The 22,140-nt window shown below is 73.5% G+C and carries 21 protein-coding genes; 10 read left to right on the top strand and 11 right to left on the bottom strand.

What is annotated here, in order from left to right; all coding sequences use genetic code 11:
- Positions 1-11 precede the first annotated feature (11 nt).
- Genes ACW14Y_RS32425 through ACW14Y_RS32410 form a run of 4 tightly spaced genes read right to left on the bottom strand, consistent with a single transcriptional unit; the run spans position 12 to position 4,046 of the window.
- Positions 12-1,118 carry an ROK family glucokinase gene (locus ACW14Y_RS32425; protein ID WP_380311999.1) on the bottom strand — a complete coding sequence of 369 codons (1,107 nt, stop codon included), beginning with the start codon at positions 1,116-1,118 and terminating at the stop codon, positions 12-14.
- Positions 1,115-2,002, bottom strand: a complete 888-nt coding sequence (locus ACW14Y_RS32420; RefSeq protein ID WP_456984437.1) for an ATP-binding cassette domain-containing protein — start codon at positions 2,000-2,002, stop codon at positions 1,115-1,117. Before ACW14Y_RS32420 ends, ACW14Y_RS32425 begins: the two co-directional genes overlap by 4 nt.
- Complete coding sequence (locus ACW14Y_RS32415) at positions 1,999-3,036, bottom strand: ABC transporter permease (protein WP_380312004.1); 1,038 nt, start codon at positions 3,034-3,036, stop codon at positions 1,999-2,001. Before ACW14Y_RS32415 ends, ACW14Y_RS32420 begins: the two co-directional genes overlap by 4 nt.
- The gene (locus ACW14Y_RS32410; RefSeq protein ID WP_380440951.1) at positions 3,033-4,046 is read right to left on the bottom strand and encodes a substrate-binding domain-containing protein; all 1,014 of its coding nucleotides are present in this window, start codon (positions 4,044-4,046) and stop codon (positions 3,033-3,035) included. The genes ACW14Y_RS32415 and ACW14Y_RS32410 overlap by 4 nt, the downstream gene beginning before the upstream one ends.
- A 329-nt stretch (positions 4,047-4,375) precedes the next feature.
- Here ACW14Y_RS32410 and ACW14Y_RS32405 point away from each other — a divergent pair, with 329 nt between their 5' ends.
- Positions 4,376-5,530, top strand: a complete 1,155-nt coding sequence (locus tag ACW14Y_RS32405) for an alpha/beta hydrolase (RefSeq protein ID WP_380440893.1) — start codon at positions 4,376-4,378, stop codon at positions 5,528-5,530.
- A gap of 112 nt (positions 5,531-5,642) precedes the next feature.
- On the opposite strand, the gene ACW14Y_RS32400 is transcribed toward ACW14Y_RS32405, so the two are convergent.
- Entirely contained in the window at positions 5,643-7,235 is a 1,593-nt protein-coding gene (locus ACW14Y_RS32400) for a PucR family transcriptional regulator (RefSeq protein ID WP_456984435.1), read from the bottom strand.
- A gap of 437 nt (positions 7,236-7,672) precedes the next feature.
- Between ACW14Y_RS32400 and ACW14Y_RS32395 the strand changes: the two genes are divergently transcribed.
- The 5 genes from ACW14Y_RS32395 (at position 7,673) to ACW14Y_RS32375 (ending at position 14,748) form a co-directional block, all read left to right on the top strand.
- Entirely contained in the window at positions 7,673-8,560 is an 888-nt protein-coding gene (locus ACW14Y_RS32395) for an FAD binding domain-containing protein (RefSeq protein ID WP_380307482.1), read from the top strand.
- Positions 8,557-9,057, top strand: a complete 501-nt coding sequence (locus tag ACW14Y_RS32390) for a (2Fe-2S)-binding protein (protein ID WP_340632443.1) — start codon at positions 8,557-8,559, stop codon at positions 9,055-9,057. The genes ACW14Y_RS32395 and ACW14Y_RS32390 overlap by 4 nt, the downstream gene beginning before the upstream one ends.
- The gene (gene pucD, locus ACW14Y_RS32385) at positions 9,054-11,450 is read left to right on the top strand and encodes a xanthine dehydrogenase subunit D (RefSeq protein WP_380307484.1); all 2,397 of its coding nucleotides are present in this window, start codon (positions 9,054-9,056) and stop codon (positions 11,448-11,450) included. The genes ACW14Y_RS32390 and pucD overlap by 4 nt, the downstream gene beginning before the upstream one ends.
- A gap of 379 nt (positions 11,451-11,829) precedes the next feature.
- The gene (locus tag ACW14Y_RS32380) at positions 11,830-13,326 is read left to right on the top strand and encodes an NCS2 family permease (protein WP_380436957.1); all 1,497 of its coding nucleotides are present in this window, start codon (positions 11,830-11,832) and stop codon (positions 13,324-13,326) included.
- A 198-nt stretch (positions 13,327-13,524) separates the two neighbouring features.
- Positions 13,525-14,748 carry an XdhC family protein gene (locus ACW14Y_RS32375; RefSeq protein WP_456984432.1) on the top strand — a complete coding sequence of 408 codons (1,224 nt, stop codon included), beginning with the start codon at positions 13,525-13,527 and terminating at the stop codon, positions 14,746-14,748.
- A 19-nt stretch (positions 14,749-14,767) separates the two neighbouring features.
- Here ACW14Y_RS32375 and ACW14Y_RS32370 read toward each other — a convergent pair whose 3' ends face one another.
- Positions 14,768-15,064, bottom strand: a complete 297-nt coding sequence (locus tag ACW14Y_RS32370; protein ID WP_266273469.1) for a hypothetical protein — start codon at positions 15,062-15,064, stop codon at positions 14,768-14,770.
- Between the two features lie 218 nt (positions 15,065-15,282).
- On the opposite strand from ACW14Y_RS32370, the gene ACW14Y_RS32365 reads away from it, so the two are divergent.
- Complete coding sequence (locus ACW14Y_RS32365) at positions 15,283-15,576, top strand: hypothetical protein (protein ID WP_380392333.1); 294 nt, start codon at positions 15,283-15,285, stop codon at positions 15,574-15,576.
- Between the two features lie 20 nt (positions 15,577-15,596).
- Here the strand turns inward: ACW14Y_RS32365 and ACW14Y_RS32360 are convergent, their stop codons facing one another.
- Both ACW14Y_RS32360 and ACW14Y_RS32355 read right to left on the bottom strand, forming a co-directional pair.
- Complete coding sequence (locus tag ACW14Y_RS32360; RefSeq protein WP_380307492.1) at positions 15,597-16,250, bottom strand: LysE family translocator; 654 nt, start codon at positions 16,248-16,250, stop codon at positions 15,597-15,599.
- Between the two features lie 116 nt (positions 16,251-16,366).
- Entirely contained in the window at positions 16,367-16,579 is a 213-nt protein-coding gene (locus tag ACW14Y_RS32355; RefSeq protein WP_380392328.1) for a cold-shock protein, read from the bottom strand.
- Positions 16,580-16,696: 117 nt separating this feature from the next.
- Here ACW14Y_RS32355 and ACW14Y_RS32350 point away from each other — a divergent pair, with 117 nt between their 5' ends.
- Entirely contained in the window at positions 16,697-17,701 is a 1,005-nt protein-coding gene (locus ACW14Y_RS32350; protein WP_456984429.1) for a helix-turn-helix transcriptional regulator, read from the top strand.
- Here ACW14Y_RS32350 and ACW14Y_RS32345 read toward each other — a convergent pair.
- Positions 17,692-18,612, bottom strand: a complete 921-nt coding sequence (locus ACW14Y_RS32345; RefSeq protein ID WP_456984427.1) for an SDR family oxidoreductase — start codon at positions 18,610-18,612, stop codon at positions 17,692-17,694. The two genes, ACW14Y_RS32350 and ACW14Y_RS32345, sit on opposite strands and share 10 nt — an antisense overlap.
- Positions 18,613-18,743: 131 nt before the next feature.
- Here ACW14Y_RS32345 and ACW14Y_RS32340 point away from each other — a divergent pair, with 131 nt between their 5' ends.
- Both ACW14Y_RS32340 and ACW14Y_RS32335 read left to right on the top strand, forming a co-directional pair.
- A complete protein-coding gene (locus tag ACW14Y_RS32340; protein WP_380307500.1) occupies positions 18,744-19,019 on the top strand; it encodes a ribbon-helix-helix domain-containing protein in 276 nt (91 codons plus the stop codon).
- Entirely contained in the window at positions 19,016-19,453 is a 438-nt protein-coding gene (locus ACW14Y_RS32335) for a PIN domain-containing protein (protein WP_375928629.1), read from the top strand. Before ACW14Y_RS32340 ends, ACW14Y_RS32335 begins: the two co-directional genes overlap by 4 nt.
- A gap of 60 nt (positions 19,454-19,513) precedes the next feature.
- Here the strand turns inward: ACW14Y_RS32335 and ACW14Y_RS32330 are convergent, their stop codons facing one another.
- Positions 19,514-21,259 (bottom strand): SDR family oxidoreductase, encoded by a 1,746-nt coding sequence (locus ACW14Y_RS32330; protein ID WP_380436965.1) that lies wholly within the window; start codon positions 21,257-21,259, stop codon positions 19,514-19,516.
- Complete coding sequence (locus tag ACW14Y_RS32325) at positions 21,256-22,125, bottom strand: M24 family metallopeptidase (RefSeq protein WP_456984425.1); 870 nt, start codon at positions 22,123-22,125, stop codon at positions 21,256-21,258. The genes ACW14Y_RS32330 and ACW14Y_RS32325 overlap by 4 nt, the downstream gene beginning before the upstream one ends.
- Positions 22,126-22,140 lie beyond the last annotated feature (15 nt).

Raw genomic sequence — 22,140 nt, 5'->3', positions numbered from 1 at the left:
GGTACAGCCCGCTACGGCACCGCGCGTTCCACGCGGCGGCGCTTGATGGTGCGGAAGCGGCGGGCGACCTGGCGGGCGAGGTCGGCGGCGCCGACCAGGCCGGCCTCGTTGCCGAGGGCGGCGTGGACGATGGTCGACTCGGGGCGGAAGCCGCGGCCGGTGAGGGTGCGGCGGAAGGTGTCGCGGGCGGGGGTGAGGAGGAGGTCACCGGCCTCGGAGACACCGCCGCCGATGACGAAGCGGCCCGGGTCGAGGGCGGCCGCCAGGTTGGCGATGCCGACGCCGAGCCAGGTGCCCACGTCGTAGAGCAGTTCGGTGGCGGTCGGGTCGCCGGCCCGGGCGGCCTCAGTCACCAGCGGGCCGGTGATGCCCTCGACGGTGCCGCCGGCCCGGGCCAGCAGGGCCTGGACGACCGGGGACTCCTCGGCGACCAGTTCGCGGGCGTCCCGCACCAGGGCGTTGCCGGAGGAGTACTGCTCCCAGCAGCCCCGGTTGCCGCACGGGCAGCGGTGGCCGCCGGGCACCACCTGCATGTGCCCGAACTCGCCGGCCAGCCCGTACTTGCCCCGGTCCACGTAGCCGTCGCGGACGACGGCGCCGCCGATGCCGGTGCCCAGGGTGAGCATCACCATGTGCTCCTCGCCCCGGCCGGCGCCGAAGCGCCACTCGGCCCAGGCGGCGGCGTTGGCGTCGTTCTCGACGATGACCGGGAAGCGCAGCCGGGAGCTGAGCGCTTCCCGGAGCGGTTCGCCGCGCCAGTTGAGGTGCGGGGCGAAGAGCACGGTGGAGCGTTCGGCGTCGACCCAGCCGGCCGCGCCGATGCCGACGGCGTGGACGTCGTGCCGGTCGGCGAGTTCCAGCACCAGTTCGACGATGACGTCCTCGACCACCTTGGCGCTCTTGGACTTGTCGGGTGTGTCGGTGCGCAGCTTCTCCAGCACCTTGCCCTCGCCGTCGACCACACCCGCGACCACCTTGGTGCCGCCGATGTCCACGCCGATGGTCGGCAGCCGGAGCAGGCCGGCCGGCAGGGCCCGGCGGCGGCGCTCGGCGCGCGGCCCGAGGCCGAGCAGGGTGGGCAGGACCGGCGGTCGGTTGCCGCCGTGGGGGCTGGTCACGGCTGGGGACGCTCCTCGGCGGAATCGGAGGGATCGGCGGAATCGGCGGGATCAGCGGAATGCGCCGGGCGCGCCGGGTCGGCGGGTACGGACCCGGCCCCGGACCCGGCCCCGGGCCGGGCCAGCTCGTGCGAGAGCTCGGCCAGGTCGGAGCCGCCCGCCATCTCGGTGGTGAGCTCCTCCAGGCCGATCTCCGCCCGCGCGTGGCTGCCCGCCATGCGGCCGCGCTTCAGCAGGGTGAAGTGGTCGCCGACCAGGTAGGCGTGGTGCGGGTTGTGGGTGATCAGGACGACGCCGAGGCCGGCGTCCCGGGCGGCGGTGACGTACTTGAGCACCACCCCGGACTGCTTGACGCCCAGTGCGGCGGTCGGCTCGTCCAGGACGAGGACCTTGGCGCCGAAGTGCACGGCGCGGGCGATGGCCACGCACTGGCGCTGGCCGCCGGACAGGGTTCCGATGGGGCGGTCCACGTCGGGCAGGTCGATGCCCATGTCCGCGAGCGCCCGGCGGGTGGTGGCGCGCATGCCGTCGGCGTCGATGCTCAGGCCGCCCCAGCGCTTGTGCCCCTGTTCGGAGCCGAGGAAGAAGTTGCGCCAGACGGGCATCAGCGGGACGACGGCGAGGTCCTGGTAGACGGTGGCGATGCCCCGGTCCAGGGCCTGGCGCGGGGAGTCGAGGCGGACCTCCTCGCCGGCCACCGTGAAGGTGCCCTCGTCGTGCCGGTGCAGCCCCGCGATGATCTTGATCAGGGTGGACTTGCCGGCGCCGTTGTCGCCGAGCACGCAGCTGATCTCGCCGGACCGCAGGGTCAGCGAGACGTCCTCCAGGGCGCGCACGGTGCCGTAGGTCTTCCCGATCCCGGTGAGGGAGAGCAGCTCGGTCATCGGGGCCCCCGTTCGGCGCGGCGCTTGACCCAGGTGTTCAGCAGGGCGGCGAGCAGCAGCATCGCGCCGAGGAAGAACTTGAACCAGTCGGGGTTCCACTGGGCGTAGATGATGCCCTTGCTGGCCATGCCGAAGATCAGCGCGCCCAGCGCGGAGCCGACCACCGAGCCGTAGCCGCCGGTGATCAGGCAGCCGCCGATGACGGCGGCGACGATGTAGATGAGCTCGTTGCCGACGCCCTCGCCGGACTGCACGGTGTCGAAGGAGAACAGCAGGTGCTGGCCGAGCACCCAGGCGCCGAAGCCGACGAACAGGTAGAGCACGGTCTTCGTCCGGGCGACCGGGACGCCGACCGCGCGGGCCGCGGCCGCGTCGCCGCCGACCGCGAAGACCCAGTTGCCGAAGCGGGTGCGCAGCAGCACCCAGCTGCCGGCCAGCAGCAGGCCGAGCCACCACCAGACGGTGGCCTTGATCGTCAGCCCGCCGACGGTGACCTCGGAGGCGAACAGCCAGCGGCAGGAGGCGAAGCCCTCCATGTCGGAGATCGGCTTGGTGGAGACGGTGCCCGAGACCAGCTTGGTGACGCCGAGGTTGGCGCCGGTCAGCATCAGGAAGGTGCCGAGGGTGACGATGAAGCTCGGCAGCTTGGTGCGGGAGAGCATCCACCCGTTGAACAGGCCGACCGTCAGGGTGACGGCCAGCGAGACCAGCACGCCCACCCAGGTCACCGCGGTGAGCTGGTAGGAGACCATCGACGAGGTCAGCGCGGCGGTGGTGACCAGGACGCCGGCGGAGAGGTCGAACTCGCCGCCGATCATCAGCAGCGAGACCGGGACCGCCATGATCCCGATGGTGGAGGCCGCGTACAGCACGGTGCCGAGCGAGGAGACCCGCAGGAAGGGCTCGGCGACGGCGGCGAAGACCAGGAAGACGGCGACGGCGGCGATCAGCGCGCCGAGTTCGGGCCGGCCGGCCAGGCGGCGCAGCGCGGCCGGGCGTTCGCGGCCCTGGACGAGGACGTCGGAGGGACTCACCTGGTCCCCCTGGCCACGTACTCGGCGAGCGCGTCCGCGTCGTCCTTGGTGAGGATCTGCGGGCCGGTGGCGACCGGCTTGCCGCCGCCGAGCATGTCCAGGTTGGAGCGGTAGAGCCAGAGCAGGTCGACGCCCTCGTAGCCCTGGAGGTAGGGCTGCTGGTCGACCGCGAAGCCGACGGTGCCCGCCTTGAGGCCGGACACCACCTGTGTGCCCAGGTCGAAGGTGTCGAGCTCGACGGGGCGGCGGGCGTCCTGGATCGCCTGGAGTCCGGTGGCGGCCATCGGGCCGGAGAGGGTGAGCACGGTGTCGATGGCCGGGTCGGCCTGGAGCTTGGCGGAGACCGCCGCGCGGGCGTCGGGCATGTTGACGCCGTCGACGTACAGGACCTGGAAGGCGCCGCCGGAGGTGCCGCGGGCGCCGCCGCAGCGCTGTTCCTGGCCGACGTTGCCCTGCTCGTGGATGACGCAGAGCACGTTCTTGCGGCCGCGGGAGGCCAGTTCGGTGCCGGCGGCCTGGCCGGCGGTGCTCTCGTCCTGGCCGATGTGGGTCAGTGCGCCGAAGCGGGCGGAGAACTCCTGACCGGAGTTGATCGTGATGACGGGGATGCCGGCGGCCTTGGCCTTGCCGAGCACGTCGGCCATCGCCTCGCCCTTGGCGAGGGTGACCAGCAGGCCGTCGACCTTCTGGTCGACGGCGGCCTGGACGAGCTGGACCTGGTTCTGGGTCTGCGCGTCGTTGGAGTACAGGAAGGTGATGTTGTCCTTGGCGGCGGCCTGCTCGGCGCCCTTGCGCACGGTGTCCCAGAAGGCGTCGCCGGCCCCGGCGTGGGTCACCATGGCGACCTTCCAGCGCGGGGTGGTGACGGCGCCGCCGGCGGCGGCGGAGGCCTTGGCGCGGGCCTCCTCGGCGCGTCTGCCTCCGGTGCTGCTGCAGCCGGCGACGGCGACCGTCAGGGCCAGGACGGCCAGTGCCGCCGCGACGGGCCGGAGCCGGCGGACGGGACTCATGCGGGTTGTGCTCATCCCCATAGTCTCGCTTCCCGGCGGACGGGCGTTCGCACCGCCTCGCCCGGCGGGCCGATCCGTCCGGACGGTATCGTGCCCTGCGGGGGGATTCCTGGGAGTCCGCTGGACGCGGGGTCCGGGCAGAGCCTGTCAGGGTGGCAGACTGGGGCGGACCCGAAAAGGGAGCTTCACGGAAACGTGATGTTCCTCTCAGGTTCCGCACAGATTCGGACGGCAACCGATTCCCCGTTACGGGCCGTCTGATGCCATTGAGGTGGCGTTCCGGGCGAGTGGGGCCCGGGCGGCTTCGAACCCGGATACGAGAAACATTCATGCAACTGACAGGTACGCCGTTCTTCGTCTGCACGGTCATTCTGGTGCCGATCTCCATCGCCGTGGCGATGTGGGCCTGGGCCCGGGTCAAGGGACCCAAGCCCGTGCGCGTCCTGTCCAGGCTCGCCATGATCGTCTTCTGCCAGGCCACCGCGGTGGTCATGGTCTTCGTGATGGTCAACAACGCCAACCTGATCTACGGCAACTGGGACGACCTGCTCGGGACCGGCAAGCACGTGCGCGCGGTTCCGGTCGTGCCGCCGGCCGACCCGGGGGCCGGTCAGGGCGCGGCCCCGGGCGCGCCCGCCCCGGCGGGCGACGCGGCGCACCCGCCGGCCAACAAGGTCCAGCAGGCCTTCCGCGGCGTCGACGACCCGAAGGTGCCGAACGACGTCCAGAAGACCGACCTCAAGGGGCAGCTGTCCGGCGTCGACGGCGAGGTGCTGGTCTGGCTGCCGCCGCAGTACAACGACCCCGCGTTCAAGGACAAGAAGTTCCCGGTGGTCGAGCTGATCCCCGGCTTCCCCGGCTCCTCCTCCACCTGGTACGGCACGCTGAAGGTCTCCGAGCAGCTCAAGCCGCTGATGCAGCAGGGCAAGGTGGCCCCGTTCATCCTGGTCTCGCCGCGCACCCTGCTGCTGGGCAACCGCACCGACGCCGGCTGCACCGACGTGCCGGGCAAGGTCAACGCGGACACCTGGCTCACCCGGGACGTGCCGCAGATGGTCCTGGACAACTTCCGGGCCGACCCCTCGGCCGACCGCTGGGCGATCGCGGGCTACTCGGCCGGCGCCCACTGCGCCACCAAGCTCTCGCTGGCGCACCCCAACCGCTACCGGGCCGGCGTCAGCCTCTCCGGCTACAACGACCCGGCGAAGGAGCCGGACTCGCTGGTCGGCAAGGACGCGAAGCTGCGCGACGCCAACAACCCGGTGACCATCGTGAAGGCCGCGCCCCAGCCGCCGAAGGTGTCGCTGTACATCTCCGGCAACAAGGGCGACGGCTTCGAGGACGGCCAGGCCGTCGCGGGTGCCGCCAAGGCGCCGACCACCGTCCAGGTGGTCGAGACCACCGGGCCGCACACCAGCGATGTGTGGAAGGACATGGTGCCGGGCGTCTTCGAGTGGCTGACCGGCATCATCCCGGCCCACTGACGCGGCCTCCCCGTACGGAGCGGCGGCCCCGGAGCACGATGCTCCGGGGCCGCCGCCGTCGTGCGGAGGGGCGCGTCGGGCGGGACCGAGGTCCTCGGGCGGGGCCGGGGCGTCAGGCGAGTTCGAGGGCCAGGTAGAAGTCCACCCGGTCCTCCAGCCGGGACAGGTCCCGGCCGGTCAACTCCTCGATGCGGCCGATCCGGTACCGCAGGGTGTTGACGTGGACGTGCAGCTGCGCGGCGCACCTGGTCCACGAGCCGTCCGAACGGAGGAACGCCTCCAGCGTGCGGACCAGGTCGGCCTGGTGCTCGATGTCGTAGGCGATCACGGTGTCCAGCAGCCGGCTGCGGAAGGCCCGGCGCACCTCGTCGGGGACGGCCGCGAGCAGCAGCACGTGCGAGGCCAGCTCCTCCGGCCCGGCCACGCAGACCCGGCCGACCCGGGCGGCGGCGATCCGGCGGGCGTGCCGGGCCTCCTCCAGCGCGCCGCGCAGACCGACCGCCTCCTTGGCGGGGGCCGAGACCCCGAGGGTGATCCGGCCCTCCGAACCGAGCCCGGCCTCCAGCGGGGCGAGCAGCTCGCGCAGGGCGTCGGCGGGCACCGGGCCGTCCGTCGCGGGCAGCACCACCACCGCGCCGGCCCCGGCCCCGGCGACCAGCGCCCGGTCGTCGGTGCCGCCGAGCGCCTCCTCCAGGATCGCCCGCACCGCGCCCTCGGGCAGGCCGGTGCCCTCGGCGCTGAGCACCAGCCAGGAGCCCTCCGCCGCCTGCGGCTTCGGCTCGCGGCTCTCGTAGCGGGCGGCCATCGCCGAGGACGCGTACAGGGTGCGGCTGATCTCGGCCGGGTCCGCGTCGCGCTGGAGCAGGGTGAGCACCTCGTCGGCGAGGCGGCGGCGCAGCCGGCGGCCCTCGTCCCGGCGCTGGCGTTCGGCGGCGACCAGCCGGGCCAGGTTCTCGGCGAGCTGCTGGCGCTTCCCGGTCCACTCGGTGACGTCGCCGGCGACCGCGAGCACCCAGTCGGAGAGCGGTGCCTCGGCCTCGGGCGCGGCGGGCGCGGGCAGCAGCGAGTAGGCGCCGGCGGCGAGGCGGGCCCGGTGCGGGGGGCGGCGGCGCTGGCGCTGGGCGGCGAGGTGGGCGCGGATCAGCTGGTCCCGGTCGGCGACGGGGAGCCGGTCGACGGGGCCGGCGATCACCGCGCCGGTCGGGGTGAGCACCCAGCAGTCGAGGTCGAGGTCGCCGCCGAGCAGGTCGAGCACGGCGTCCAGACCGCCGCCGCCGACCGCCGAGACCAGCAGCCGGTGCCGGTCGACCAGGGCCGCCAGGTCGGCGGCGCGGTCGGCGGAGACCTGGCGGCCGACGAACTCGGTGACGGTGCCGAAGGCGATGTCGTCGGGGACGGCCAGCAGTGGCATCCGGTGCCGGCGGCAGGCTTCGACGAGGTCCTCGGGGACGGGTCCGACCTCGGCCTCGCCGGCCGCCAGGGCGACCGCGCCGCCGGCCACGATGGTGCGCACGAAGCGCTCCGAGTCGGCCGGGGCGGTGCGCCAGAGCATGCCGGTGAGGACCAGTTCGCCGCCGTGCAGATAGCGCCCGGGGTCGGAGAGGTCGGTCGTCATCACCCCGCTGACCTGCCGGTCCAGCTCCTCCTCGGCCGCGAGCAGACGCAGGCGCGGGGCGCCGGGGGCGAGCAGGTCACGGACACGCATCCGGAGGCTCCTAACGGGCGGGTGGCGGGGTGGGGGCGGTCCGAGGGCTCGGTCCGGGGTGACAGTGTGCCCGAACATCCGTGCTCGGCGTTACGTCCCAACGGGTGCCCGGATCACGAGGTCGTAGCTCGGGAATCACGGCCGGATTACGGTCGTAGGTGTGGCCCGGTCAACGGCTGGGCTGCGAGATCGTCCTTCTTAGAGGAACGTACAGGATGCCGGGCGGGACCACAGCCGGGGCTTCATGCCATCGGTGACTGCCAGTGGCCCCCGTCACAGCGGTTCACTGGCCACACGCCGCCGGACACACCCCGGTGACCGGAATCCGACGCGGAGGCGACGACGCGGAGGTTCCGGTCCGAACACCGGGGCCCGGGCGACCGGGCCGGGCACTGTGCCCACCCGTCCGGACGGTCACGACTTGAGGAGACACCCGCATGGAGTTCCTTCGGCCCGCCACTTGGGACGAGGCGCTCGCGGCGAAGGCCGAACACCCGACCGCGCTGCCCATCTCGGGCGGTACGGACGTCATGGTCGAGATGAACTTCGACGTGCACCGGCCACCCGCGATTCTCGACCTGAACCGCGTCACCGAGCTCACCGAGTGGTCGAACGACGGCGAGGTGGTCCGACTCGGCGCAGCCGTCCCCTACAGCCGGATCATCGACGAGCTGTCCGGCCCGCTGCCCGGCCTCGCGCTGGCCGCCCACACCGTCGGATCCCCGCAGATCCGCAACCGGGGCGGCGTCGGCGGCAACCTGGGCGCGGCCTCGCCGGCCGGGGACTCCCACCCGGCGCTGCTGGCGGCCGGCCGGGACGTCCTGGTGGAGGCGGCCTCGGTCCGCGGCACCAGGCTGATCCCGATCGACGACTTCTACGTCGGGGTGAAGCGCAACTGCCTGGAGCCGGACGAGCTGATCCGCGCCGTGCGGATCCCGGTCGCGGACGGCCCGCAGCAGTTCTCCAAGATCGGGACCCGCAACGCGATGGTGATCGCGGTCTGCGCGTTCGGCTTCGCGCTGCACCCGAGGACCGGCACCGTCGGCACCGGCATCGGCTCGGCCGCCCCCACCCCGCGCCGCGCCGTCGAGGCCGAGGAGTACCTGCGGGACGTGCTCGCCGGGCGCGGCCTGTGGGAGAGCGGCGAGCTGCTGGGCGCCGAGGTGATCCAGCGGTTCGGCGAGCTGGTCAAGGCCGCCGCCTCCCCGATCGACGACGTCCGGGGCACCGCCGACTACCGGCGGCACGCGCTCGCCGTGATGGCGCGGCGCACGCTCACCTGGACCTGGAACGACTACCGCAAGCAGATCAGGAGCGCGGCATGAGGGTCACGTTCACCGCCAACGGCAAGCCGGTCGAGGCCGACGACGTGTGGGAGGGCGAGAGCCTGCTCTACGTGCTGCGCGAACGCGTCGGCCTGCCCGGTTCGAAGAACGCCTGCGAGCAGGGCGAGTGCGGTTCCTGCACCGTCTACCTGGACGACGTGCCGGTCTGTTCCTGTCTGGTCGCGGCCGGCCAGGTGCAGGACCGCGAGGTGCGCACCGTCGAGGGGCTCGGCGGCGAGGACGGCGGGCTGGGCCTGGTCCAGCAGGCGTTCGTCGACGCGGGTGCCGTCCAGTGCGGCTTCTGCACGCCGGGCCTGCTGGTGCAGACCGACGCGCTGCTGGCGCAGGACGCCCAGCCGTCGGACTCGGACATCCGCGAGGCCCTGTCGGGCAACCTGTGCCGGTGCACCGGCTACGAGAAGATCATGGACGCGGTGCGGCTGGCGTCCGCCCGCAAGTGCGCCGGCGACCGTGCCGGCGGGGCGGTGGCGGAATGAACGCGCGGACGAGTGCCCACAACAGTGCCCGCACCATCCAGGGGCAGAAGAACCTCCAGGACATCCGGCAGTCCAGCAAGGACGGCATCGGCGGCTCGCCGCTGCGCCCGGACGGCACGCTGAAGGTGCGCGGCGAGTTCGCGTACTCCTCCGACATGTGGCACGAGGACATGCTCTGGGGCATGGCGCTGCGCTCGCCGCACCCCCGGGCGAACATCCTCTCCGTGGACGTCTCCGAGGCGCTCACCGTGCCCGGCGTGTACGCGGTGCTCACCCACGAGGACATCCCCGGCGCCAAGTACTACGGCCTGGAGATCGCCGACCAGCCGGCCCTGGCGATCGACCGGATCCGGTACCACGGCGAGTCGATCGCGCTGGTCGCCGCCGACCACCCGGAGACCGCCCGGCGCGCGGTGAAGAAGATCAAGGTCGAGTACGAGGTGCTCACCCCGATCGTCACCGAGGAGCAGTGCCTCGACCCGGAGACGCACGGCTACGTGCACGAGCCGCACGAGTACAAGTCGCACGCCCACGGCAACATCTGCCACGAGCAGCACCTGGTCTCCGGGCTCGGGGTGACCGACGAGGTGCGGGCCATGGCGGACGTCGTGGTCAGCGGCACCTACGAGGTCGGCATGCAGGACCAGGCCTTCCTCGGCCCGGAGTCCGGGCTCGCGGTGCCGGCCGAGGACGGCGGCATCGACCTCTACATCGCCACCCAGTGGCTGCACGTGGACCGCCAGCAGATCGCGCCGGTGCTCGGGCTGCCGGAGGAGAAGGTCCGGCTCACCCTGGCGGGGGTCGGCGGGGCGTTCGGCGGCCGCGAGGACCTCTCGATGCAGATCCACGCCTGCCTGCTGGCCCAGCGCACCGGCAAGCCGATCAAGATCGTCTACTCCCGGGACGAGTCCTTCTTCGGCCATGTGCACCGCCACCCGGCGAAGATGTTCTACGAGCACGGCGCCACCCGGGACGGCAAGCTGGTCTACGCCGACGCCCGGATCGTGCTCGACGGCGGCGCCTACGCCTCCGCCTCGCCCGCCGTGGTCGGCAACGCCGCCTCGCTGGGCCACGGCCCCTACGTGATCCCGAACGTGCGGATGCACGCGATCGCGCTCTACAGCAACAACCCGTCCTGCGGGGCGATGCGCGGCTTCGGCGCGGTGCAGGCGGCGTTCGGCTACGAGACCCAGATGGACCGGCTGGCCGCCGAACTGGGCATGGACCCGGTCGAGCTGCGGCAGCTCAACGCGATGCAGCAGGGCGACCGGATGCCCACCGGCCAGGAGATCGACGCGCCCGCGCCGGTCGCCGAACTGCTGCGCCGGGTCAAGGACATGCCGCTTCCGCCGCCGCTCGACACCGACGACCTGGACGTGCGGCTGCTGCCCGGCGCGCTGTCCAACACCTCGCACGGCGAGGGCATCGTGCGCGGCGTCGGCTACTCGGTCGGCATCAAGAACGTCGGCTTCTCCGAGGGCTTCGACGACTACTCCACCGCCCGGGTGCGGCTGGAGGTGATCGGCGGCGAGCCGGTGGCCATGGTGCACACCGCGATGGCCGAGGTCGGCCAGGGCGGCGTCACCGTGCACGCCCAGATCGCGCGGACCGAGCTGGGCGTCGAGCAGGTGACCATCCACCCCGCCAACACCGAGGTGGGATCGGCCGGTTCGACCTCCGCCTCCCGCCAGACCTACATGACGGGCGGCGCGGTCAAGCTGGCCGCCGAGGCGGTCAAGCACGAGCTGATCGAGAAGGGCCGGCGCCGCTACGGCTGGACCCAGCGGGACCTGACGCTGGCCGGCGGCAAGGTCGTCTCCGAGTCGGCCGGCGCGCTGGTCTCCATGGTCGACCTGCTCGGCGACGACGCCATCGACCTCACCCGCGAGCACCACCACCGCCCGACCGTCCCGTTCGACAAGGAGACCGGGCAGGGCTTCGGCCACGTCCAGTACACCTTCTGCGCCAACCGCGCGGTGGTCGACGTGGACGTCGAACTGGGCCTGGTCAAGGTGGTCGAGCTGACCGCCGTCCAGGACGTCGGCAAGGCGCTCAACCCGCTGTCGGTGGTGGGCCAGATCCAGGGCGGCTGCACCCAGGCGCTCGGGCTCGCGGTGATGGAGGAGATCATCGTGCGGGACGGCAAGGTGCGCAACGCCTCCTTCACCGACTACCTCATCCCCACCATCCTGGACACCCCGCCGATCCCGGTGGAGATCCTCGAACTCCCCGACCCGCACGCCCCGTACGGGCTGCGCGGGGTGGGCGAGGCGCCGACCGTCTCGGCGACGCCGTCCATCGTGGCCGCCATCCGCAACGCCACCGGCCTGGCGCTGCGCCGGATCCCGGTCCGGCCCGAGCACCTGACCACCGAACGGCCCGGGGAGCTGTAACCGGCTCCGCGTCCCCCACGACTCCCCGGGGCGGCGTCCGGTCTTCCCCGCCACCCCGGGGCCGAGCACGGCCCGTACGACCCGCACGACCTGCAGAACCTGCAGAACCTGCAGAACCTGCAGAACCCGTACGACCTGCACGACCCGTACGACCTGTACGACCCGCGTGACTTGCACGATCTGCACGGCACACCACCCGGCACCACCACAGCACTGCCACCGCACCAGGACCGCCGCCGCCCGCCCACGCCGGGGCCCGGCGACGGGCCGCACCACCCGTGCAACCGTGAGTCGAATCGTCCCCCTGTGCCACGCCTTCGTCGCCTGGCTGCCAGGTCGGCTCGCCCACCCCAACCCCCTTTGACACTTGGGAGTGGACATGACCAGGATCCCCACGGAGCCCGGCACCACTGCAGACAGACCCACCGAGGCCGACGAGGCCACCGGGAACGACACCCCCACGTCGCCCCCGGCCGCGCCCAGGAACGCCCTGGACGCCTACTTCAAGATCTCCGCCCGGGGATCGACCCTCGCCAACGAACTACGGGGTGGCCTCACCACCTTCATGGCGATGGCGTACATCATCCTGCTGAACCCGCTGATCCTCAGCGGCGCCGACGTCACCGGCGTCAAGCTGGACCACGCGGCGCTCACCACCGCCACCGCGCTCGCGGCGGCCGTCACCACCGTCCTGATGGGCGTGGTCGGCAACGTCCCGCTCGCGCTCGCGGCCGGCCTCTCCGTCTCCGGCGCCGTCTCGGCCCTGGTGGTGCCGCACACCACCTGGCCGCAGGCGATGGGCCTGTGCGTCATCTACGGCCTGCTGATCGTGCTGCTGGTGGTATCCGGCCTGCGCGAGAAGATCATGAACGGCATACCCCTGCCGCTCAAGCACGCCATCACCATCGGCATCGGCCTGTTCGTCACCGTGATCGGCCTCTTCAAGGCCGGCTTCATGCACACCGGCGGACCCACCCCGCTCTCGCTCGGCCCGGCCGGCGAACTCACCGGCTGGCCGGTCCTGGTCTTCTGCCTCACCCTGCTCGCCATCTTCGTGCTGATGGCCCGCAATGTGCGCGGCGCGATCCTCATCGGCATCGCCGGCGGCACCGTGGTCGCGATGATCGTCAACAAGCTCGCCGACGTACCCGCCGAGGCCTGGCGCAACTCCGCGCCGGTCTGGCCCGGTTCGCCGGTCGCCGCGCCCGACTTCAGCCTGTTCGGCGACGTCGACCTGTTCGGCGCCTTCGGCGGCCAGGGGCTGGGCGCGATCAGCGCCTCGGTCGCGGTCTTCACCCTCGTCCTGGCCGGCTTCTTCGACGCGATGGCCACCATCATCGGCGTCGGCACCGAGGCCGGACTCGCGGACCGGCGCGGCCGGATGCCCGGCCTCTCCAAGGCCCTCTTCATCGACGGCGCCGGCGGCGCGGTCGGCGGCCTGGCCGGCGCCTCCGGACAGACCGTGTTCGTCGAGTCCGCCACCGGCGTCGGCGACGGCGCCCGCACCGGACTCGCCTCCACCGTCACCGGCGGACTGTTCGCCCTGATGCTGTTCTTCTCCCCGCTGGCCGCCATCGTGCCGGTCGAGGTGGCCTCGGCGGCGCTGGTCGTCATCGGCTCGATGATGATGAGTCAGGCCCGGCACATCGACTGGTCCGACCGCGAGGTGGCCATCCCGGCCTTCCTCACCTGCACGCTGATGCCGTTCACCTACAGCATCACCGCCGGTGTCGCGGCCGGTGTGATCTCCTACACGGTGATCAAGGCCGGCCGGGGGCGGTGGCGCGAGCCCGGGGCGCTGATGTGGATCCTCACCGGGGTGTTCGTCGTGTACTTCGCGCTCGGCCCGGTCAAGTCCTGGCTCGGCGTGCACTGACCGGCGCGGCCGGCCCGGCCGAGCCACGTCCCGACGTACCCGCCGCCGTACGGAATCGTTCTCCCGTACGGCGGCGGGGCCGCCCGTCCCCGCCCGTCCCTCCGGTCCTGTCCGTCCTGTCCGTCCTGTCCCGTCCGTCCTCGTCCGGCCCGTCCGCCCCCGATTGACTACCCTCGAAAGCGCGAAGGAGCTTCCGTCATGCAGGACATCGCCGAGCAGCTGCTGGCCTGGCACACGTCCGGCCGCTCCTTCGCCGTGGCCACCGTCGTCGGGGTCACCGGCAGCGCCCCGCGCGACCCGGGCGCCGCGCTCGCCGTCGACGCGGACGGCGAGGCGATCGGCAGCGTCTCCGGCGGCTGCGTCGAGAGCGCCGTCTACGAGCTGTGCCGGGCCGCGATCGAGTCCGGCGAGCCGGTGCTCGAACGCTTCGGCTACAGCGACGAGGACGCCTTCGCCGTCGGCCTGACCTGCGGCGGGATCCTGGACGTCTTCGTCCAGCCGGTACGCCCCGGGGCCGACCCGGCCCTCGACGCCGGTATCGCGCTGATCGCCGACGGCACCCCGGTGGCACTCGCCCGGGTCGTCGCCGGACCGGCCGGACTGCTCGGCGCCACCGTCGCCGTCACCGCCGACACCCACCACGGCCTGCTCTCCCCCGCGCCCTCCGTGGCCGCCCCGCTGGAGCGGTCGGTCGTCGCGGAGGCCCGGGCCATGCTCGACGCCGGCCGCACCGGCCGGATCGTCCTCGGCCTGGACGGCCGCCCCTGCGACGAGCACGGGCAGGGCACCGTCACCCTCTTCGTGGAGTCGTACGTGCCCGCGCCGCGGATGCTGGTGTTCGGCGCGATCGACTTCGCCGCCGCGGTGGTGCGGATCGGCAAGTTCCTCGGCTACGACGTCACCGTCTGCGACGCCCGGCCCGTCTTCGCCACCGAACGGCGCTTCCCCGAGGCCGACCGGGTGGTCGTCGACTGGCCGCACCGCTACCTGGACACCCAGCTGGACCGGCTGGACGGCCGGACCGTGCTCTGCGTGCTCACCCACGACGCCAAGTTCGACCTCCCGCTGCTGGAGCGCGCGCTGCGGCTGCCGGTCGGCTACGTCGGCGCGATGGGCTCGCGCCGCACCCACCGCGAGCGCGAGGCCGGACTGCGCGCCGCCGGACTGACCGAGGCCGAGATCGGGCGGCTGCGCTCCCCCATCGGCCTCGACCTGGGCGCCCGTACCCCCGAGGAGACGGCCGTCTCCGTCGCCGCCGAGATCGTCGCCCACCGGCGCGGCGGCAGCTGCCTGCCGCTGAGCGCCGGGAGCGGGCCGATCCACCACGACCTGGCGCAGGACCTGGCACAGGACCCGGCGGCGGCCGAGGACACCCGGGAGACGACGGCGGCCCGCCGGGTCCGCAAGCCGCACGCCGCTTAGGTCCGCTCGCCCGGGCCGGTCAACGCACCACGTTGTGGGCCTCGCAGATCAGCGGCGGGCCGCCCGCCATCCCCAGCTCGCGGAGGATCGGCAGCAGCACCGCCGCGAAGTGCTCGTAGGCCTCCCGGGACTCCCAGACATCGGTCACGTGCCAGCCGGCGCCGTCCGGCAGCGGGCCGGCCGCGTGCGTCAGCAGCCCGCGCACCGGCCAGTCCTCGGGCCGGTTCAACCCGGAGCCGCCGGTCAACCGGTCGACCGACTCCTCGTACTGCTCCCGGCTCACCCCGGGAAGGTCGAACACCACGATGACCGCCATCGGGAGACTCCTGTCCTGCGCTGCCCGCGAGTCCTGCGCCGCCGCGCTCCGGGGCGGCGTCCGCTCACCGCCCGGCCGCCTCCCAGTGCAGCCCCCCGGCCGCCCCGGCGCCCACCCGGTACCGCCGACCGGGTGAATTGCGGGCCCCGCGGGAGCGGAGCAGGCTGGAACCGAGGACTCGTCCGGGCCCTCGCCCGCGCCCGGGAAGGGGCACCGCCATGCGCGCCCTGCTGGAGATCGAACTCGACACCCAGACGGCCAACCGGGCCGTCGCGGACGGCGCCATCATGGCGAGGTTCAACCAGATCATGGCCGACCTGAAGCCCGAGGCGGCCTACGCCTTCCCGCGCAACGGCCGGCGCTGCCAGATCGTGGTGGTCGACGTCGCCGACGAGGCCGCGGTGGTCGCGATCTGCGAACCGTTCTGGCTGGAGTTCAACGCCGACATCGACATGCACATCTGCATGACCCCGGACGACCTCCGCGAGGGCCTCGGCCGCGTGGCCCGCTGAGCCCGCCCGACCGGTCGGACTCAGTCCGAGACCGCCAGCTTCACGCCGAAGCCGACCACGGCCAGGCCCGTCACCCGGTCCATCGCCCGGCGCGCGGACGGGCGGCGCAGCCAGCCGCGCAGCACCTGGGCGAAGCCCACCAGCACCGTCGACCAGAGCAGGCCCTCGACCACGTGCACGCAGGTCAGCGCGACGCCGGCGGCGAAGTGCGGTGCGCCGGCCGGGATGAACTGCGGCAGCACCGCCACGTAGAAGACACCCACCTTGGGGTTGAGCAGGTTGGTCAGCAGGCCGCGCCGCCAGCCCGCGGCGAGGCCGTCGGCCGGACCGTCCGCGGGGGTGTCCGCGGGGATGTCCGCCGCGACGGCTTCCTCGGGCTCGGGGTGGGCGCGGGAGCGGAGCATCCCGACGCCCATCCACACCAGGTACGCGGCCCCGGCCCAGCGGAGGATCTCGTAGCCCAGCTGCGAGGCGGTGAGCAGCGCCGTCACACCGGCCGAGGTGAGCGCGCCCCAGAGCAGGGTGCCGGTCTGGATGCCGAGCACCACGCCCCAGGCCTGCCGTCGGTGGCCGAGCGCCGAGGTGCGGAGGATCAAGGCGGTGTCCAGGCCCGGGGTGAGCGTCAGCAGGCCCACGACGAGGGCGAAGGACCACAGGGCGGTCGTCATCTCCATGGCCCACGATCGTACGGGGGCCTGGCGGCCCGGCCGCAAGCAAATATGCGGCCGGGGCGGTGGAGGGGGCCGCTCCGGGCGTCACACCGGGGTCACCCCGGGCGTCATCCCGGGTGTCACTCCGGGCGGCGCACCCGCTCGGCCACCCGGCGGCCCTCCTGCTCGGTCGGGTCGAACTCCACCCGCTGCCCCTCGACCAGCGTCCGGTCGCCACCGGCCGCCGGCACGATCGAGTCGTAGTACACGTACAGCGCCGGGCCGTCGTCGTCGGGGGTGATCAGGCCGTAACCGTGGTCGGCCTGGTAGGACTGCACGATGCCGGTGGCCATCGGGGTCTCCTCGGGTCCGTTGTCGGCACGCGGGCCGCAGGCTCCCCCCTCGCCACCCATGATCGGTGCAGAACCCGCCGGGCGCACGCCCCGGCCCGAACGGAAGGACGGCGACGGATGCGGACGGCCCGCGCGATCTCCCTGCTCCTGCTGCTCCAGGCCCGCCGCAGCATGACCGGCGCCGAACTCGCCGCCGAGCTGGAGGTCTCCGAGCGCACCGTGCAGCGCGACGTCCTGGCGCTGGCCGAGGCCGGGGTCCCGGTGTACTCCGACCGGGGGCGGGCCGGCGGCTACCGGCTGCTCGACGGCTACCGGACCCGGCTGACCGGGCTGGACCGGGCCGAGGCCGAAGTCCTGCTGCTGGCCGGGCTGCCCGGGCCGCTCCAGGACATGGGCCTCGCCGATCCGGCGCTCGCGGCCCGGCTGAAGGTGACCGGCGAGCTGGGCGGGGCGCCGGCCGCCGGGGCGCGGCGGTTCCACCTGGACGCACCCGGCTGGTTCCGCGACGCGCCGGTGCCGCCGCTGCTGGCCGAGGTCGCGCGGGCGGTGTGGGGCGGGCGGGTGCTGCGGGCCCGCTACCGGCGGCGGCCGGAGGCGGACCCGGTCGAGCGGGTGCTGCGGCCGTCCGGGCTGGTGCTGAAGGCGGGCACCTGGTACCTGGTCGCCCGGCCGGACGAGCAGGACAGCACCCACCGGGTGTACCGGGTGGACCGGCTGGTGGCCGCCGCACCCTCCGAGCACTCCTTCGTGCCCGACCGGACCGACGAGGAGTTCGACCTGGCCGCGTTCTGGGAGGCCCGGGCCGCCGGGTTCGCCCGCTCGCTGCTCCGGGAGACGGTCACCCTGCGGCTGGGCCCGCCCGGCCTGGCCCTGCTGCCGCGGCTGCTCGAACCGCTCGCCGCCCGGGAGGCCCTGGCGAGCGCCGGGGAGCCCGACGGGCAGGGGCGGGTGACCGTCCGGCTGCCCGTCGAGTCGCTGGACGTCGGCTACGAGGAGGTGCTGCGGCTCGGGTCGGAGGCCGAGGTGCTGGAGCCCCCGGCCCTGCGGCAGCGGTTCGCGGAGGCGGCGGCCCGGGCCGCCGCCCTGTACGGCGTACCGCCCGCCGACCGGTCTCAGCGGTAGCCGGCCGGGTCCACCGGGTCGTCCGTGCCCTCGATGTCCACCAGGTAGCGCCAGGCGTCCGGGCGGCTCCCGTCCAGGTCGGTGAAGCCGTACTCCAGCGCCAGGCCGCCGCTGGACAGCGAGGTGCCGTTGAACCGCGCCCGATCGGCGTCGGCGGCCAGCGCGACCACCGCGCGGCCCACGTACGCCGGGGACTCCGAGATGCCGAACTGCGGCTCGGCCGCCGTCGCCTCCCGCCACGTCGCCTCGGTGACCCCGAAGTGCTCCAGCATCATCTCCGAACGCATCCAGCCCGGGGTGAGCGCCACCGCCGTCGCCCCGCGCGGGCCCAGCTCGTGGCCCAGCGCGAAGGCCATCCGCAGCACGGCGGCCTTGGCGATGTCGTAGAAGAAGGAGTTCCGGTAGCGGGTCGCGTTGTACTCGGTGGTGCCGTCGGTCATCTCGACCACCAGCCCGCCGGGGCGGCGCAGCAGCAGGGGCAGCAGGTGGTGACTGGTGACCGCGTGCGTCTCGACGGCGAGCCGCAGCAGGCGCAGGCCCTTGTCGAGGTCGTGCTCCCAGACCGGGACGTTCCAGCCGAACAGCTCCTCGCCGCCCCAGATGTCGTTGACCAGGAGGTCGAGCCCGCCCTGCTCGGCCTCGATCCGGGCGGCCACCGCCGCCACCTCGGCCGGGACCAGGTGGTCGGCGCGCACCGCGATGCCCTGCCCGCCGGCGGCCGTCACCAGCTCCGCCGTCTCCTCCAGGGTCTCCGGCCGCCCGTACTCCCCCCGGTGGCCCTCGGCGCTGCGCCCCGTCCCGTACACCGTCGCCCCGGCGGCGCCCAACGCCACCGCGATCCCCCGCCCGGCCCCCCGGGTGGCTCCCGCCACCAGTGCGACCCTGCCCTTGAGCGGCTGCTGCTCCGTCATGTCTCGCCCTTCCTCACGTGCCGCGGTGTCTCCACCCGTCGCGTCCGATACTCCCCGGGAATCCCGACACCTCCTGTCGGGATTCTCGACGAAGCCACGGGATGGACGTATGGCAGCGGTACCATACGCATATGACTCTGAAGCGCACGACTGTCTACGTGGAAGCCGAGGACCTCGCCGTGATCAAGGAGGCGGCGGCCCGGGAGGGAATAGCGGAAGCGGAGATCATCAGAGAAGGGATCCACCTCGCGGCAATGGCCCGGCGGGTCTGGAACGAGCCGTTCTTCAGCGCGACCTACGAGCCGATCGGGGACGCCACCGAAGAGGACATCTGGGCGGAGAAAGCGGCTGCTTACGAGCGCACGAAGAACGCCGCGCGCACGTCGACCGAGCAGGGCGCCGCATGATCGTGGTGGTGGCGGACACCTCGGGCCTTCTCGCGGCGCTCGACCGCAAACACCCGATCGGACCGGCGGCACGCGAGGTGCTGGACGCTGCGGGGATGCTGGTGATCTCCCCCGTCCTCCTGAGCGAACTCGACCATATGGCCCGAAAGCTCCTCGGACCCACCGCGTCCATGGTCGCGATCGACGACGTGCGACGCCGAGTGCGATCCGGGCGGGCGGTGCTGCCCGAGATCACTGCCGACACCTTGGACGCCGCTCAGGCCGTCCGGGCCCGGCATCTCGACCTTCGCCTCGACCTCGCGGACGCTGTCAACGTGGCGCTGGCTGCGGATTTCCGCACGGACGCGATCCTCACACTCGATCAGCGCGACTTCCGGGCGATCAGACCCCTGACCACTCACAAGTCTTTCCGGATCCTGCCCTTCGACCGGTGATCGACTCCATGGCCCGGGGCGCGCGGTGGCACCGTGCGCCCCGGGTTCCGGGGGGGCCGCTCAGGTGACGTTCAGGCGGGCGGCGAGGCGGAGGAGGCCGGGGGCGAGGCGGCTGAGGAGGCGGGCGGCCTTGGCCTCGGGGGTGACGGGGACGACGGGGCGGCCGGTGCGGACGGCGGCGAGGATGGCGGTGGCGACCTTCTCCGGCGGGAAGCCGCGGCGGGCGTAGAGGCGGGCGGCGCGGGCCTGCTTGGCGGCCTGTTCGTCGGCCGTGGTGGCGGAGAAGGTGGAGGTGCGGGTGATGTTGGTGTTGACGAGGCCCGGGCAGATGGTGGAGACGCCGATGCCGTGGCCGGCGAGTTCGGCGCGCAGGCAGTCGGAGAGCATGAAGACCGCGGCCTTGCTGGTGGCGTAGGCGGTGAGGGCCTTCGAGGGCAGGTACGCGGCGGCGGAGGAGAGGTTGACGATGTGGCCGCCCTCGCCCCGGTCGGCCATCAGGGTGCCGAAGGCCCGGCAGCCGTGGATGACGCCCCAGAGGTTGACGTCCAGGACCCGCTGCCACTCCTTCTCGGTGGTCTCCAGGAAGGTGCCGGAGTGGCCGATGCCGGCGTTGTTGACGAGCACGTCGGGCACGCCGTGCTCCGCGGCGACCTGTTCGGCGAAGGCGTCGACGGCGGCGCCGTCGCTGACGTCGACCCGGTAGGCGTGGGCCGGGGGGCCGATCAGGGCGGCGAGTTCGGCGGTGCGGCGGGCCGCGTCGAGGTCGAGGTCGCAGACCACCACCCGGGCGCCCTCCGCGGCGAAGGCGATCGCGGTGGCCCGGCCGATGCCGCTGCCGCCGCCGGTGACGACGACGAGCCGGCCGTCGTCGGGGGTCCCGGACGGTGCGGCGTCCGCCCCGGCCCCGGTGCGGGCGACGTGCTCACGGACCAGTCCGGCCACGGTGGTTCCCTTCTCCAGCAGTGCGGACCAGTGGGTGGCGCGCAGGGTCCGGCGGGTCAGCCTGGGCGCCCAGCGCTCCAGGCCCTCGGAGAGGTAGGTGCCGACGTAGTGGTCCTCGGTGAGGGTGATCAGCTGGACCGGCACCTCGGTGGGGCGCTCGCGCGGACGGCGCAGGGCGGGCCGCATGTTGGCGCGGTAGAGCTCGATGCCGCGGACCGCGTCGCGCCGCAGGGTGGGCTGCGGGTGGTCGGCGCGCGGGGTGACGCCCTCCAGGTCGCGCAGCACCCGGGGCCAGGCGCGGGCCAGGCCGAGCCGCCAGACGCCGGGGGCGAGGAAGGGCAGGTGGAAGGCGGTGATGTACCAGGAGTGGGCGCCCTGGGAGAGGAGTTGCCGCAGGTGGCGCGGGGTGGGGCGGCGCAGGCGCTCGCGCAGCCAGAAACCCATGTGGTCGAGGCAGGGCCCGGACATCGTGGTGTAGGAGGCGAGGCGGTGTTCGGCGCCGGGGGAGGTGACGGCCTCCCAGGACTGCAGCGAGCCCCAGTCGTGGGCGACGACGTGCACCGGGCGGTCGGGGCTGACGGCGTCGGCGACGGCGAACAGGTCGGCGGCGAGCTGCTCCAGGCGGTAGCCGGCGCGGTCGGCGGGGACGCCGGAGGCGCCGGAGCCGCGCACGTCGTAGCGGACCACGTGGTGGTCGCGGGCGAGGTCGGCGGCGACATCGTCCCAGACCGCGTGGGTGTCGGGGTAGCCGTGGACCAGCAGCACGGTGGGTGCGGACGGGTCGCCCTGTTCGAAGACCGCGAGCGGGAGGCCGCCGGACCGGACGGTGCGGGGGCGGGTGGCGCGGTCGGCGCTGGTGCTCATCGGGCGGCTCCCTCGGGGGCTGTGGCGGTGGCGGTGGCGGCGTCGGCCCAGCGGCGGACGTGCGGGAGGTCGTCGTCGAGCCAGTAGGCGTCGTCCTCGGTCACCACCAGCAGTTCCTCGAACTTGATGCCGACCTCGCGGAAGCCGATGTGCGGCTCCACCGCCCACAGGCCCGGGGTGGGCGCGTGCCGGGAGGAGCGGCCGTCCGCCCAGAGCGGGGAACGGCCCTGCAGGCGCTCGCTGACGAGCTCGCGGCCGAGCGTCTGGAGGGTCCGCACGCCGAAGCCGAGGACGTTCACCCCGGCCGGGCCGCGGGCCGTGGTCCGGGTGACCTGGTGCCCGATCACCCGGCCCGGGTAGACGCGGTGGCGGTTGTCGTAGCCGTGCGCCTCGATCTGGGCGTCGACGGCCGCGTACACCTCGGCGAGCGGCTTGCGGGCCCGGACCTCGGCGAGGATCAGCTCGCGGTAGACCCGGAGGTCGGCGGCGAGGCGGTCCCAGACCCGGTTCTCGCCGACCTTGCCGCCGTAGCCGATGTCGGCGGTGTAGCCGTCCACGACGGGCGCGCAGTCCAGCACGTACGGCATGCCCTCCTGGAGGCGGCGGTTGCCGGCGAAGAACTGCAGCGGGGTGCGGAAGTGGCGGAACGCCGTCCGGTCCCCGAACCAGGCGAACGGGACGTGGAAGAAGTCCTGCACACCGGCGGCGACCAGGCGGCGGCGCAGCTGGGCGGTCGCCTGGCGCTCGGTGACGCCGGGTTCGATCCAGGCGGCGACCTGCTCGGCGCAGTCGTAGGCGAGCTGCTGGGTCTCCCGGAAGCGGGCGAGGTCGCGCTCGGTGTACGGGAAGGCGGGGGTGCGCGGCACGGCGGGGGCTCCTTC

The organism is Kitasatospora sp. cg17-2, from assembly GCF_054031055.1.
The sequence above is the reverse complement of the archived record's forward strand: the minus strand, read 5'-3'. Positions and strand labels throughout refer to the sequence as shown.